The sequence below is a fragment of the uncultured Vibrio sp. genome (assembly GCF_947488985.1).
Taxonomy (GTDB): Bacteria; Pseudomonadota; Gammaproteobacteria; order Enterobacterales; family Vibrionaceae; genus Vibrio.
Genome location: NZ_CANLBV010000022.1, coordinates 15,563 through 31,083 on the forward strand (window position 1 = coordinate 15,563; position 15,521 = coordinate 31,083).

Annotated in this window: 10 protein-coding genes; 2 read left to right on the plus strand and 8 right to left on the minus strand. The window is 47.7% G+C overall.

Annotation, left to right across the window (positions count from 1 at the left end; translation table 11 throughout):
* Positions 1-37: 37 nt before the first annotated feature.
* From prmA to Q1A70_RS07370, 7 genes are all read right to left on the minus strand, one after another.
* Complete coding sequence (gene prmA, locus Q1A70_RS07340; RefSeq protein WP_299688455.1) at positions 38-925, minus strand: 50S ribosomal protein L11 methyltransferase; 888 nt, start codon at positions 923-925, stop codon at positions 38-40.
* A gap of 187 nt (positions 926-1,112) precedes the next feature.
* Positions 1,113-2,456, minus strand: a complete 1,344-nt coding sequence (gene accC / locus Q1A70_RS07345; RefSeq protein WP_299688458.1) for an acetyl-CoA carboxylase biotin carboxylase subunit — start codon at positions 2,454-2,456, stop codon at positions 1,113-1,115.
* Positions 2,457-2,471: 15 nt separating this feature from the next.
* Positions 2,472-2,927: an acetyl-CoA carboxylase biotin carboxyl carrier protein gene (accB, locus tag Q1A70_RS07350; protein ID WP_299688461.1), complete on the minus strand. Its 456-nt coding sequence runs from the start codon at positions 2,925-2,927 to the stop codon at positions 2,472-2,474.
* Positions 2,928-3,007: 80 nt separating this feature from the next.
* Positions 3,008-3,457: a type II 3-dehydroquinate dehydratase gene (gene aroQ / locus Q1A70_RS07355; protein ID WP_299688465.1), complete on the minus strand. Its 450-nt coding sequence runs from the start codon at positions 3,455-3,457 to the stop codon at positions 3,008-3,010.
* A gap of 324 nt (positions 3,458-3,781) precedes the next feature.
* Positions 3,782-5,731, minus strand: coding sequence for an acetate--CoA ligase (gene acs / locus Q1A70_RS07360; RefSeq protein ID WP_299688468.1), 1,950 nt, complete (start codon positions 5,729-5,731; stop codon positions 3,782-3,784).
* Positions 5,732-5,949: 218 nt separating this feature from the next.
* Positions 5,950-6,582: a 3'-5' exonuclease gene (locus Q1A70_RS07365; protein WP_299688471.1), complete on the minus strand. Its 633-nt coding sequence runs from the start codon at positions 6,580-6,582 to the stop codon at positions 5,950-5,952.
* Positions 6,583-6,586: 4 nt separating this feature from the next.
* Positions 6,587-8,419 (minus strand): DUF294 nucleotidyltransferase-like domain-containing protein, encoded by a 1,833-nt coding sequence (locus Q1A70_RS07370; protein WP_299688474.1) that lies wholly within the window; start codon positions 8,417-8,419, stop codon positions 6,587-6,589.
* A 227-nt stretch (positions 8,420-8,646) separates the two neighbouring features.
* Between Q1A70_RS07370 and Q1A70_RS07375 the strand changes: the two genes are divergently transcribed.
* Together Q1A70_RS07375 and Q1A70_RS07380 are read left to right on the plus strand one after the other, a co-directional pair.
* Positions 8,647-9,804: a 3-phenylpropionate MFS transporter gene (locus tag Q1A70_RS07375; RefSeq protein WP_299688477.1), complete on the plus strand. Its 1,158-nt coding sequence runs from the start codon at positions 8,647-8,649 to the stop codon at positions 9,802-9,804.
* Positions 9,805-10,025: 221 nt separating this feature from the next.
* Positions 10,026-13,457: a PAS domain-containing hybrid sensor histidine kinase/response regulator gene (locus Q1A70_RS07380; protein WP_299688480.1), complete on the plus strand. Its 3,432-nt coding sequence runs from the start codon at positions 10,026-10,028 to the stop codon at positions 13,455-13,457.
* 357 nt (positions 13,458-13,814) lie between these two features.
* On the opposite strand, the gene Q1A70_RS07385 is transcribed toward Q1A70_RS07380, so the two are convergent.
* Positions 13,815-15,518, minus strand: coding sequence for a sodium:solute symporter family protein (locus Q1A70_RS07385; RefSeq protein ID WP_239830601.1), 1,704 nt, complete (start codon positions 15,516-15,518; stop codon positions 13,815-13,817).
* Positions 15,519-15,521: the final 3 nt, after the last annotated feature.

Genomic DNA, 15,521 nt, shown 5'->3' on the forward strand with positions numbered 1-15,521 from the left:
TGCATTAAATTCAATCAATTAGCGATAAAAGTCTTATCTAGCCTTGCTTGCGACCAGAGATTCGACACCACTCTTGTTGCTCGATAATCGGATCAATGTGAAGTTCATCACGGTAATAATTCGCCACGTCTTCTGCTTGTGTATCTAAAACGCCCGACATTGCAAGCACACCATTTGGCTTAACTAGGCCTTTGATGATGCCTGAAAGGTCGCGTAATGGACCCGCAAGAATGTTGGCAACAACAACGTCTGCTAGCAAACCTTCAGGTTGATCTTGTGGCAAGAACACCTCTAGTTGCTCAGCAACGCCATTGCGTTGTGCGTTGTCTTTTGATGCAAGCAGGGCTTGAGGATCAATATCGATCCCGATAACTTTTGCTGCGCCAAGTTTGATCGCTGCGATCGCCAGAATGCCTGAACCACAACCGAAGTCGATCACGGTTTTACCTGTCAGGTCTAGGCCTTCAAGCCACTCAAGACACAATGCCGTTGTTGGGTGAGTGCCTGTACCGAATGCAAGACCTGGATCCAGCATGACGTTGACAGCATCTGGTTCAGGGATATCGCGCCAGCTAGGGCAGATCCACAAACGCTCACCAAACTTCATTGGGTGGAAGTTGTCCATCCATTCACGTTCCCAATCCTTGTCTTCAATTTGCTCTACTTTATGAGCAAAGTCTGCAGGGAACATGTTGCTTGCTTTAATCTGCGCTAGAACGACACCAGTATCAGTCTCAGCGTCGTAAAGCGCGAGAATGTCAGTATCACCCCAAAGGCGAGTTTCACCCGGCAGAGGCTCAAATACAGGGGTATCTTGTGCATCCAGGAAAGTGACAGAAAGAGCACCAGTCTCTTCCATTAACATGTCGCCGATTTGTTCGGCATTTTCATTGGTAGCATTAAGCTTGATTTGAATCCAAGGCATGGCTGCATCTTCTATATGAGAAAAATTGGATGGCGATTCTAGCAGAAAATATGAGCAAGTTCACCCAAACCCCACCGAATATCATGGGGATTATAGATTGAGTTTTTCGACGATTTAAAAACAAAAATGCCCACCGAAGTGAGCATTTTTAGGGACTTTATAAGAACCTATTATCTAAGGCGAACTTCTACTGTAGACCGAGCTTCTTCTCAAGGTAGTGGATGTTTGCACCACCGTGTTGGAAGTTTTCGTCGTTCATAATAGCCAGCTGAAGGTCAGTGTTAACGTTAATACCTTCAACAATCATCTCACCCAATGCGTTTTTCATGCGAGCGATAGCCACATCACGGTTCTCACCGTAAGTGATCAGCTTACCAATCATTGAATCGTAGTGTGGTGGTACGGTGTAGCCTGTGTAGATGTGAGATTCCCAACGTACACCCATGCCGCCTGGAGCGTGGAAGCGTTGAATCTTACCTGGTGAAGGTAGGAAACGAACCGGATCTTCCGCGTTGATACGGCACTCGATAGAGTGACCGCGCAGCTTAATGTCATCTTGTGTGAATGACAGTGGCTGACCTGCAGCAATACGCAGTTGCTCTTTCACTAGGTCGATGCCCGTTACCATTTCAGTAATCGTGTGTTCAACCTGGATACGCGTGTTCATCTCGATGAAGTAGAACTCACCGTTCTCGTATAGAAATTCAAAAGTACCTGCACCACGGTAACCAATTTCAAGACAGGCACGAGTACAGCGTTCGCCGATGTACTTACGCATCTCTTCTGTGATACCCGGTGCTGGTGCTTCTTCCACTACCTTCTGGTGACGACGCTGCATAGAACAGTCACGCTCACCTAGGTGGATAGCATTACCTTGGCCATCAGCCAGCACTTGAACTTCAATGTGACGTGGATTTTCTAGGAATTTTTCCATGTAAACCATGTCGTTGTTGAAACAGGCTTTTGCTTCAGCACGAGTCATCGCGATAGCTTCGGTGAGCTCTGCTTCAGAACGAACCACACGCATACCACGACCGCCGCCGCCGCCAGATGCCTTGATGATCACTGGGAAGCCAATGCGCTTAGCGTGCGCTTTGTTTTTCGCATCGTCGTCATCAAGAGGGCCATCAGAACCCGGTACACAAGGTACGCCAGCTTTCTTCATTGATGTGATGGCGGACACTTTGTCACCCATCATGCGAATAGTTTCTGCTTTCGGGCCAACGAAGATAAAGCCACTACGCTCTACTTGCTCAGCGAAATCCGCATTTTCAGATAGGAAGCCGTAGCCTGGGTGGATAGCCACCGCGCCTGTCACTTCAGCTGCACTGATGATACGAGGAATGTTCAGGTAGCTATCGATACCGCGCGCAGGGCCGATACAGATGGTTTCGTCTGCTAGCAGTACGTGCTTAAGGTCACGGTCAGCCGTTGAGTGAACGGCCACCGTTTTAATACCAAGTTCTTTACATGCACGCAGAATACGCAGTGCAATTTCACCACGGTTCGCGATTACTAATTTATCTAACATAATGAAGACTCTCTACTATTCGATAATTACTAGAGCTTGGTCGAATTCTACTGGTTGACCATCTTCAACTAGGATAGCGGTTACCACACCAGATTTGTCAGCTTCGATTTGGTTCATCATTTTCATTGCTTCAACGATACACAGTGTTTCGCCAGCAGTAACCGATTGACCGACCTTAACGAACGGTTTTGCGTCTGGGCTTGGAGCGCCGTAGAAAGTACCAACCATTGGAGAAAGAACTTGGTGACCCGCAGGCGCAGCAGGCGCCGCCGCTTCTGCTTCTGCTACTGCCGCCGCAGCAGGCGCTGGAGCCGCGATAGGTGCAGGCGCTGCTGCGTATTGAACAGGTGCGACAGGTGCAGTGCTGTTACGACTGATTCGTACTGACTCTTCACCTTCAGAGATTTCTAGCTCAGAAATACCAGACTCTTCAACCAATTCGATTAGCTTTTTGATTTTGCGAATATCCATAGTTTCTTTCTCTTTCTCTTTATCTGTTAATTGAACCTACTCTATGACTGAGTTGGTTAGTAATAGTTCGTTGTTTGTGTTTACTTTGAGTTGAGCTTGCTCAGTGCAGCGGTCAAAGCAAATTGATAACCTTGGGCACCTAAGCCACAAATCACACCTTCTGCTTTATCAGACAGGTAAGAGTGGTGGCGAAATGGTTCACGTGCGTGAACATTCGATAGGTGAACCTCAATAAATGGGATGGCAACGCCAAGTAGTGCATCACGCAGTGCCACACTGGTATGTGTAAAGGCTGCTGGGTTGATAATAATAAAATCAACAGTTTGATACGCACTATGGATAGCTTCAACCAGTTCATACTCACGATTTGACTGTAAATGAGAGAGCTCAACATTGTGGGTTTTCGCTTGCTCGGTCAAGGAGCGAATAATCTGCTCAAGTGTTTGAGACCCATAGTGTGCCGGCTCTCTAAGGCCTAGCAAGTTCAGATTTGGGCCATTTAGAACTAGAATGCGAAACTTTGTAGACATTGTGGGGCTATCTTCCTTTATCGTGTTGACGAGTGTGAATGTTGCCATTTTATTGAAAATTTGGGGTGAAATTCTAGTAAGAAAAAACCAAATTTAAAAATTAGAACCAGATTATAGCTAATTCAGCACAAATCGCAGCAATTTACTGGTCTAATCTCCTATTTATATAGAATGGAATTGTTATCAACTTAACAAAAAATCGTCATAGCCTTAATTTTGTCGAGGATATTTGAGATCAAGATCAGCTATAAAAAAAACCGCCACATAGGTGACGGCTTAGGAAAACGCTGTTTTAAACATTGAATAGTCGGTGTGACTCGCGACTTATGCCAGTTCTGCTTTTTCGGCAATCAGCTTATCGACCACACTTGGGTCAGCGAGTGTAGAGGTATCACCGAGGTTACCCGTGTCACCGGTAGCAATCTTACGCAAGATACGACGCATAATTTTACCTGAGCGTGTTTTTGGTAGTGAATCTGTCCAGTGCAATACGTCTGGTGTGGCAATCGGGCCGATCTCTTTGCGCACCCAGTCTTTTACTTGTTTATGCAGCTCTGCGGTTGGGAATTCACCATCATTGAGTGTGATGTAAGCGTAAATGGCTTGGCCTTTAATATCATGAGGGATACCGACAATCGCAGCCTCGGCAATTTTATCGAACGCCACCAGCGCTGATTCAATCTCTGCTGTTCCCATACGGTGTCCCGATACATTAAGTACGTCATCCACACGACCGGTGATCCAGTAGTAACCATCTTCATCACGACGAGCGCCGTCACTGGTGAAGTACATGCCTTTAAAGGTCGAGAAGTAAGTTTGTTCAAAACGGTCATGATCGCCATGAACGGTACGCATTTGGCCAGGCCAAGAGTCAAGGATCACTAGGTTGCCGTCGGTTGCCCCCTCAATGATGTTACCCATATTATCAACCAGTGCCGGCTGCACACCGAAGAATGGACGAGTCGCTGAGCCCGGTTTTAGATCGGTTGCGCCTGGTAGAGGCGCAATTAAGATGCCGCCTGTTTCTGTTTGCCACCATGTATCAACAATTGGCGATTGCTCATTACCAATCGTTTTGTAGTACCACTCCCACGCTTCTGGGTTGATAGGTTCACCCACTGAGCCCATAATTCTTAAGCTGTCACGAGATGTACCTTCAACGGCTTCATTGCCTTTCGCCATCAATGCACGAATAGCCGTTGGTGCAGTATAAAGAATATTCACTTGGTGCTTATCGACCACTTCACTCATGCGGCTTGTGTTCGGGTAATTTGGCACGCCTTCAAACAGAATGGTTTTTGCACCATTAGTTAGTGGTCCGTATACGAGGTATGTGTGACCCGTAATCCAACCCACATCAGCTGTACACCAGAAGGTTTCGCCCTCTTGGTAGTCGAATACATATTTGAATGTCATCGCTGCATAAACAAGGTAACCACCTGTGGTGTGCATAACACCTTTAGGTTTGCCCGTTGAGCCTGAGGTATAAAGGATGAATAGTGGATCTTCGGCGTTCATCTCTTCTGGTGGGCAATCTGCCGATACGTTTGCAATAGCATCGTGCCACCACACATCACGGTGTTCATGCCAAGCAACATCACCGCCGGTACGCTTGAATACCACAACTTTCTCGATGTTCTTCACTTCAGGGTTAGTTAGGGCTTCATCAACGTTTTTCTTTAATGGAACAGCACGGCCGCCACGCACGCCTTCATCGGCAGTGATAACAACTTTAGAATTTGAATCGATAATACGGCCAGAAAGAGCTTCTGGTGAGAAACCACCGAATACTACGGTGTGAACTGCGCCAATACGGGTACACGCCAGCATTGCTACTGCTGCTTCTGGCACCATTGGCATGTATAAACAAACCACATCACCTTTGCGTACGCCTTGCTCTTTCAGAGCATTTGAAAACAGGCACACTTCTTTGTGTAGTTCATTAAAAGTTAGGGTTTTATCATCCGCTGGGTCATCGCCCTCCCAGATGATTGCGACTTCATCACCGCGTTCTGCAAGGTGACGGTCGATACAGTTAGCCGATACGTTAAGCGTGCCATCTTCAAACCAGCGGATGTCGATATGGCCAGGGTCAAAAGAGGTGTTTTTTACCTGGGTAAAAGGCTTGATCCAATCCACGATTTTTCCGTGTTCACCCCAAAAACCTTCAGGGTTAGAAACCGATTGCTGGTACATGGCTAGGTAAGTGTCATTATCCGCATGGGTGGTTGATTTGATATTTTCTTTTACCGGATAAACGTGGGCTTCACTCATTGCATCTCTCCTTGTGCCTACATTCCTAATGAACGGGCAACTTCCTTTAGGTTCGTTTCTAAGTCTATTGCTGGACTGTCTTTGTGTTATCACTCTCGGCTAGGACGATTATTTCTACAATTAGACTTTAGGATGAGACGATGCTTTTTACTTACAAAATAGCGGGTTAAGTTGATTTTTTGCGATATTGCTCTCTATGTTGGAAGGCAATGGTTGAATTAAGAATAAGAAGAGTTGAAGCGAGGTGTTTCTCCGTGTTTTAAGCGAATGAAGATCAGCGCCGCAGAGATAGCGTCTTGTAATGCATCGTGTTTATTGACCGGGATCGGTAGATCAAGCTGGCGACAGATAGCGTCCATACTGAGGTCGAAATAGGCATTGGGCAGCTGCCTTTCTAGTTTGTCTTGATAGAGTTGGCTCACTTCGATCAGCTGGTTAGGCAGTGGAAAACCGAGTTGTTTCAAGCAAGCACGGTCGAGAATTTTTTTATCGTAACGGATGTGATAGCCGACTAAAGGGCGATTGCCAATAAAACTCAACAGCTCTATTAAGGCTTGTTTTTCTTCGATGCTATGCTGGAGATCTTGGTGGCGAATGCGGTGGATTTTGATTGAATTGCAATCGAGCGATTGAGGCGCTTGGAGCCGAACTTCAAAAGGCTGGCTGGTCATGATTCGGTTACCGATGATCTTAGTCGCAGCAATGGTGACCAATTCGGCCTGATGAGGGTCGAGGCTGGTGGTTTCGCAATCGAGCGAAACGTATTCATGATCAAGCGGCGCTGCGAACAGGGGCTGGTACGGCGAGCTTTTGAGCTTACGATACCAGTAATAGCGAACCAATCTATTCATTGCCTTAATCTCTTATCTGATAGTGATAGCCGAGCCATTGCTTGAATTTTTTCACCACATGTAGGCTATGGCGAAGCAGATCCCTATCGGCACGCTCCATCAATTGGACGTTGATCTTATTGCTATTGTGTTGCTGTGACAGCCTTTGAATCAAGCGCCACTTAAAGAACTGTTTGAGTGCTTCATTGAGATTATCAGCCGTGCTCTGTTCAAGTACCTTGATGCTGACCAGTTGTTCGATGCGCTCAAAGGTGTTATTCACTGTGACGCCATGCTCAAGGCTCAGCGCTCGGATGCCATGCACGATAGGGAAAATGCCGCCCTGTTTGATATCGAGCCCTGACTTGGATTGCTTGACGTTGCCAAATAGAGTGAGAGGCACTGAAAAATTCAGCGCTGGGCGACAGAACTCGGTAAGGATCAATTCCTGACCGAGCATTAAATCACTAAGGTGTTGTTTGATTGGTTTTAGTAATTCTCGATTACCCGCCACGGCGTGTGCATCCGCCATAATCGCAATATCCATCACCGTGTCTGGCGTGGCTTTTTTGACCCAATGACTGAGGGTTTGTTTCCACTCTTGCTCGGAATGAACCCATTGAGGGTTGTTGACCATCACGTTGCCCGGGCATAACGGATAGCCTAATTGCTGCAAGGTATGAGTCAGGGTGTTCATGACGCTTTGGCATTGAAGCCACTCTAAGCCATCTTCGATGATCAACGCATTATCTTGATCGGTTTTGAGGATTTGTTCTCCGCGTCCTTCCGAGCCTAACACGATCAGGCAGCAGTGGTTATGCAGTGCTGGTGGCATCACGAGCTCAAAGGCCTTCTCTATGATCTGCTCATTGACGGCAGAAATCAGCTCCATGATAAAGCGCGTGCGAATCCCATTGCTGATCAGGCTCTCGACCAGTTGCTTCTGTTTGTTGGATGCCATTGCCAGTTCTTCAATGCAGGTGGCTCGAGCAATACGCAGAGTGAGGACGTGAGAGTGCGTGGAGAATGCACTGAGAATCTGGGTCATATCCAGCATGCCAATGGCATTTGATCCATCACACACCATCAACCTTTTCACCTTGTTTCTGGTCATGGTGATCATGGCATTAAATAAGAAGTCACCGTGATTAACATACATCACTGGAAACGTTGCGATATCACCGACGGGGGCATCTAGCGGGAAATTTTCGAGCATCACCGCGTGCAATAAATTGGTGCGAGTGACGATCCCATACGGCAAGAAACATGATGATCTAAAAGCTTTTGGATCATCATGTTCCAAATGAACCAAGGCCGAGTCTAAGCCCCGCTCTTTAAGGGTTTGAGTGACTTGGTTTATTGGCTGGTTGGGCTCAAGTATCAGTGGTGGGTGATAGATAGAGTCATCCACTTTAGTGAGTATGAACTCCGCCAGATTTTGCTGTTGCTGGGCGGCTTCAATTAGGGCTTTTCGTGTCGAAAGACTGCTGTCAAAGTAGGCAGCAAATTGCCCATTCTCGTGGTAAAGCTCTAGGAAAATTTCGGTGGGCAGCAGATAGCTTAAGGTGTCTTCGAGCGCGATATATTGGTGTTTGGTATGAGGTTCAAATTGGCTGCGAACATCAAACATATCGTCATTGGCATAGTGTGCGTATATCTCACCACCACGATTGGCGCGTTCTTCCACGGCCCCTTTGATCAGAATATGCAGGTGTCGATTTGGTCGGTCCGCTTCCAGTATCACTTCTTTGGCTCGGTAATAGACGACGTCTAATGAAGATCGAAGCTTGAGCTGTTCCGTATCGGACAAGCTGTCGAAGGGCGGATGCTGCATATTAAATTTGTCAGGCATAAGCATTAGAATAAATGGGAATCTTTAATCAGTTTGGCAAATTACCCGCGAAGCTCCAGACGACTTTAGTCTAAATGCGAGTGTGGTTATTGGTGACCGTCGGATCTCTTGCTGAAGTGTGCTATCGAGAGAGTTCAATATAGGCATGCTGACCCAGGAATAATTCCCTTTTTGATCTGAGGTGAGATAGGCATAATTGCCGCTGCTTTTTCCGTATATTTGATAGGTCACTTATGTTTAGCCCTTCCCCTTATGGCTGGGTCTCCCAGTATTTTCTTGGTTTCTTTTTTGCTTATGGCGTGTATTTGCCATTTTGGGCGCTATGGTTTGAAGACCAAGGTGTTGCGGCTGGTGACATTGGTGTATTGATCGGTGCTGGCTTGGCAACACGTTGTGTAGCCAATTTGGTGATCACGCCGTGCATTCATAAAGCCGAGCATTTGATGCCTGCTTTGCGTTGTCTTAGCTTTGCTGCGTTGTTGTTTGTTGGCTTCCATTTCTTTACTGGCGGCAGTTTTTTATTGATGTTGCTGGCAACGGTATTATTCAACCTTTGCTGTGGGCCGATCATTCCGCTTTCGGATTCGATGGCGAACCATTATAGCCGACTCAATATGCTCGATTATGGCCGTACCCGTTTGTGGGGATCGATTGCCTTTATTGCAGGTTCAACGGTGGTCGGTTATTTAGTGGCCCACTTCGGCACAGATATGATCCTGTATACCGCGCTTGGTGGGGTGTTATTGTCATTGATGCTGGCGATGCGAAACCCTAACGTGATGCCAGTGACACAATCTGAGCAACCTACGGTTCGCCCTAAAATAGGTGAGCTATTGCGTGAGTCGTCAGTGGTTAAATTCTTGGCTTTGATGGCCTTACTCCAAGGTAGCCATGCCGCTTACTACAGTTTTAGTGCGATTTACTGGAAACAGGCTGGCCACTCAGAAGCGGTCATTGGCTATTTGTGGAGCTTAGGGGTTGTTGCTGAGGTGGCCGTGTTTGCCTTAAGTAAGCGTTTATTTGCGGGTTTAACGCTGCGCACCTTGTTTGTGGTTGCGGCAATTGGTGTGATGGCTCGCTGGGGGATCACCGCTTCAACGACGGCTATTTCCGCCTTGGTGATGGTGCAGTTGCTGCACGGTGTGACTTTCGCCATGGCGCACATCGCCGCCATTCAATACATCCAAGCACAACCGCAGAATAAGATGGTTGCGCTGCAGGCTCTGTACAACGCGATCCCATTGGGGGCGTTTATTGCCTTAATGACGATGCTAAGTGGTTGGGGTTATGAATTATGGGGAGCCCATATTTTCTGGGGTATGGCCGCGATGGGGGCTCTGGCGTTGTTCATTAAACTCGATGAGCGAAGTGCTGCGCCTGAGGCAAGTTAAATTTCCATTCGCTAGCTAACGTGCAGAGCTTAAGTTGCTTCACACCCAGTACTTAAGCTACCTAACGTGTAGAACTTATGATCAGCATCGGGCTTAACAACTTGAATTAGAGCCTAAAGCACAGAATTTAAGCACTGCGATTGAGTTAGATACTCATCCTTAGTTAAATGAAACCTCTCCCTTATGGATAGGTTTTTTTTTGGATAAAAAAAGGGTTCTCAATGCAAGGATGGATAGTCATTCCCGTTTCTTTAGCCTATTTGGGCGTGTTATTTTTGATCGCTTGGTATGGGGATCGACAAGTTCGCTGGCTATCACGTTGGCGTCCGTGGATTTATAGCCTTTCGATTGCGGTGTATTGCACCTCTTGGACCTTCTATGGCACGGTCGGACAGGCGAGCAGCAACCCTTGGTCGTTTTTGCCGATTTATCTCGCGCCTATCTTAGTATTTACCCTCGGCTGGCGGATCTTAGCGCGGCTGATCCTGATAGCCAAGCGTGAGCACATTACCTCGATTGCCGACTTTATCGCGGCGCGTTATGGCAAATCTCAAGGCTTGGCGGTGGCGGTGACCCTTATCGCCGTGGTCGGTATTCTTCCCTATATCGCCCTGCAGCTGCGTGGTATCACCATGGGGTTGGATATTGTGGCTCCGAGCCTTGCTCAAGATCTCGGTTATCAGCAGTATCATGTTTCTTGGTTTGTGGTTGGTGCTCTGGCGGTTTTTACGATGCTGTTTGGTACGCGACATATCGATAATACCGAGCATCACCGTGGCATGATGATGGCGGTGGCATTTGAATCCATCGTTAAGCTAGTGGCGTTCTTAATTGTCGGTCTGTTTATCCTTTATCTGGCGATGAGCAGCGATAAAATCGACCTGCTTGAAGTTGCGGTGACCACCTATCAAGCGCCGAACATTCCTACCTTAGTTATCCATACCATTTTGACCATGTTGGCGATTGTCTGTTTGCCGCGTCAGTTTCATACCATGGTGGTCGAGAACGAGCACCCTCAAGATTTGCATACCGCGCGTTGGCTATTTCCTGTGTATTTGGTGCTGATGGGATTATTTGTGCTGCCAATCGCATGGGCAGGGCAAGGGCTATTGAGCGGCGTGTCTGCCGATACCTATGTGATCAGCGTGCCGATGGCGGAAGGGGCGGATCATATTGCGTTATTGGCGTTTGTTGGTGGTACTTCGGCGGCGAGTGGCATGGTGATTGTCTCAACCATTGCACTGGCGATCATGGTCTCAAATGATCTTGTTATGCCGTTGCTGCTGCGTCGCATGCGTTTGACCCAAAGAACCCACAAACATTTCTCGGGTCTGTTATTGGTGATTCGCCGTGGGTTAATCTTATTGCTGTTACTGGGGGCTTGGCTGTTTTTTCAGGCGCTCGATAGCATTCATTCACTGTCCGCGATCGGCTTTCTTTCGTTTGCGGCGATCGCTCAATTTGCTCCTGCACTGATTGGCGGTTTGTACTGGCGGCCGGGTAATCGCAAGGGTGTCTATGTCGGCTTAATGGTCGGCTCGGTGATTTGGCTGATTACTCTGATGAGTCAAACCAGCATGTTGGCAGGCGATAGCGAGAGTAACCTTTTGTTGTGGATTATCACGCCGCCAGAGTTGCTCAGTAGTTGGAATATCAGTAGTTCGAACTGGGGCATTGTGCTGAGTATTGTGCTTAATACCTTGTGCTATGCCGTGGTTTCAATGTCGACAAGACCAAGCCTAAGTGAGCGCTTACAATCAGCGGCGTTTGTGGGCACGCCATTGCCTGAAAATGAAAATATTAGTCTTTACCAGAGCCGAGTGACAGTCTCTGAACTAGAGATGCTCGCCTCGCGTTTTGTCGGTCGAACGCGAGCGAAAAGTGCCTTGTACAGCTATTGGCAACAGCATGGGCAGCCGCTACTGCCCAATCAGCAAGCCCCCGCCAGTCTGATTCGACATGCCGAGCGCGTGCTCGCCGGTGTGTTCGGGGCGTCCTCAGCTAAGTTAGTACTCACTTCTGCCTTGCAGGGCAGAAACATGCAGCTTGAGGAGGTCGCTACCATCGTTGATGAGGCCTCTGAGCTGTACGATTTCAGCCGAGGGTTATTGCAAGGTGCGATTGAGCATATTGGTCAAGGCATTGCGGTGATTGATAAACAGATGAGGCTGGTGGCGTGGAATCAGCGCTACTTAGAGTTGTTTGAATTCCCGAATGGTCTGATTCAAGTTGGCCGCCCCATTTCAGATGTGATTCGTCACAATGCTCAGCAAGGTTTGTGTGGTCCGGGTGACCCCGAAGATCACGTTCGACGCCGTGTTTATCACCTTGAACAAGGCACGCGCCACACCTCTTCTCGTATTCGTTCGGATGGCCGAGTTATTGAGGTGCAAGGTAACCCGATGCCGGGGGGCGGTTTTGTGATGAGTTTTACGGATATTACGGTATTCAGACAGGCAGAGCAGGCATTAAAAGACGCCAATGAAAGCTTAGAATCAAGGGTGCATCAGCGGACTCAACAGCTCGAAAAGCTTAACCAGCGTTTGGTGAAGGCCACGCAGATTTCCGAGCAAGAGTCGCAGTCTAAGAGTCGTTTTTTAGCGGCGGTAAGCCATGATTTGATGCAGCCATTGAATGCGGCTCGCCTGTTTGCTTCGTCACTGTCTGAGGTGGCAAAAGAGCAAGAGGTGAAACAGCTTTCGTCTCATATTGAAAGTGCGTTGGGCGCCGCTGAAGATCTGATTGGTGACTTGCTGGATATCTCTCGCTTGGAGTCAGGCAAGCTAGATACTCATGTCCATGCGATTGCGGTGCATGACGTGCTCACCAATTTGAACGCTGAATTTAGTGCATTAGCTGCACAGCAAAAAATCCAATTTAAGATGATTCCTTCGTCATTGTTTATTCACTCAGACCCTAAGTTGTTAAGGCGTGTCATTCAGAACTTTTTGACCAATGCCTTTCGTTATAACCCCCAAGGTAAAGTGGTACTTGGGGTGAGGCGGGTTAATGGTCAGGTACGCATTGATGTGTGGGATAACGGCACTGGGATTGATGAAGACAAGCAACAAGAGATCTTCGAAGAGTTTACTCGCGGCAGTCAAGTTCGCGCCGATCAGGGCTTAGGGCTAGGGCTGGCTATCTCTAAAGGGATTGCCCATGTGCTTGGTCACCAAATTTCGATGCGCTCATGGCCGGGACAAGGCAGTGTGTTCTCTATCACGTTAGCTAGGGCACAACAGGTCGATCCCATTGCGCCAGTATCAGTACCCACCGCCGTCAGCGACATCGAGCATCTGAAAATATTGTGTGTTGATAATGAGCAGGAGATCTTGGTCGGTATGGAAAACCTGATTGGTCGCTGGGGCTGTGAAGTTAAGGTGGCGGCTGACTTAGTGGAAAGCTTGAAGTGTTTGGATGATGACTGGCATCCGGATGTCATTTTTTCTGATTATCGTCTGGACAATGGCCGAACTGGGCTTGAAGTTCTGCAACAGTGCCGATTGCGGCTAGGCGATTCCTTTGAAGGTGTCATTATCAGTGCAGACAGAACCGAAGATATGTTGGCGGCGATAAAAGCCAACAGCTTTAGCTTTATTGCTAAGCCCGTTAAGCCTCTCAAACTTAGGGCGGTTTTGAACCGAGCGGGTTAGTTCTGGTTGGTTGATAAGTATCGATTATCGAGAGACAGAGAAGCCTAAATATGGCGAGTAAGGATCGTTTGCGATCTTATTGATCGCAATTGCTGTTATTTCCAGCGAATAAGAGTCTGCCGCGATCGTGCTTCGGGTGCGGAGGAAAAGAGGGATTAATTAGAGGTGAAACGCCTTTTTATTGATGAGAGTTGGCTGTGAACTCACGTACAGATCGACTGAGGGTCAGTTAAGTGAGCACCATGCTTGATCGCAGAGGAAAAGAAAAAGCCGATACATAACGTATCGGCTTTCTGAGATTCAGTACCTAATCCCTACAATGTAAGTACTGATTCATTTTTTGCTAAACATCTTTGTTTAGTGGTCGTGAGCTTCACCAGCACCTTTCGGGTAACGGATGTTCTCAACCATATCTTGTACATCTTGTGGCACTTCTGCAGTTACTTTGTTTACAGCAATTGATACTACGAAGTTTAGACACATACCTAGCGTACCGATGCCTTCTGGGCTGATACCAAACCACCAGTTTTCAGGTGTGCTTGCTGCTGGGTTAATGAACTTGAAGTAGATGATGTAGCTTGCTGTGAAGGCAATACCTGACAACATACCTGCAATTGCACCTTCCTTGTTCATCTTCTTGTAGAAGATACCTAGGATAATCGCTGGGAAGAAGGATGCTGCGGCTAAGCCGAAGGCAAACGCTACTACCTGTGCTACGAAGCCTGGTGGGTTAATACCCAAGTAACCTGCACCGACAATCGCGACCATAGCTGCCAAACGAGCGGCTAACAGCTCTTGCTTGTCGGTCATGTTTGGTCTGAAGCCTTTCTTCAACAAGTCATGTGAAATCGACGTCGAGATTACCAATAGTAGACCCGCGGCAGTTGATAGTGCGGCTGCTAGGCCACCGGCTGCCAGTAGTGCTACAACCCAGTTTGGTAGTTTCGCTAGCTCTGGAGAAGCCAATACGATGATGTCACGGTTAATCTTCATCTCGTTGCGCTCATCGCCCGAGTAGAACATTTTGCCATCGCCGTTTTTATCTTCCCAACCGACTAGACCAGTGCTTTCCCAGTTTTTGTACCAGCTTGGTGCGTCGGCTGCTGCGACACCTTGCATGTCAGGGCCGTTGATTGTTTCGATCATGTTTACACGAGCGAATGCTGCAACGCCTGGTGCTGTTGTGTATAGCAATGAGATGAACAGTAGAGCCCAACCCGCTGAGATACGAGCATCACGTACTTTTGGCACCGTGAAGAAACGAATGATTACGTGTGGAAGACCTGCAGTACCGACCATTAGAGCCGCACAGATGAAGAATACATCCACCATGCTCTTGTTACCTTCGGTATAGGCGGTAAATCCGAGTTCTTCGGTGAGTCCATCGAGTTTATCAAGTAAGTAAACATCCGTACCTGATAGCGTAGAGCCCATACCAACTTGTGGAAGTGGGTTACCAGTCATCATGATTGACGTAAAGATTGCTGGAACAAGGAAGGCGAAAATGAGGACACAGAATTGAGCTACCTGCGTATAAGTGATGCCTTTCATGCCACCCAGTACTGCGTAGAAGAACACAATACCCATACCAATGATGATACCTAGGTTAATGTCGACTTCTAGGAAGCGAGAGAATACAACGCCTACACCACGCATCTGGCCTGCAACGTACGTGAATGATACGAAGATTGCACAGAATACCGCTACCATACGTGCTGTTTTCGAGTAGTAACGCTCACCGATGAAATCAGGAACCGTAAACTGACCGAACTTACGTAGGTAAGGTGCTAAACATAGCGCAAGTAGTACGTAACCACCTGTCCAACCCATTAGGTAAACTGCACCGTCGTAACCAACGAATGAGATGATACCTGCCATTGAGATGAATGATGCGGCCGACATCCAGTCAGCGGCGGTCGCCATACCATTAGCGACTGGGTGTACACCACCGCCCGCTACGTAGAATTCACTGGTCGACCCTGCTCGAGCCCAGATAGCGATGCCGATATACAGTGCGAAAGTGATACCGACGAGAATAAACGTCCAAGTTTGAATATCCATGTT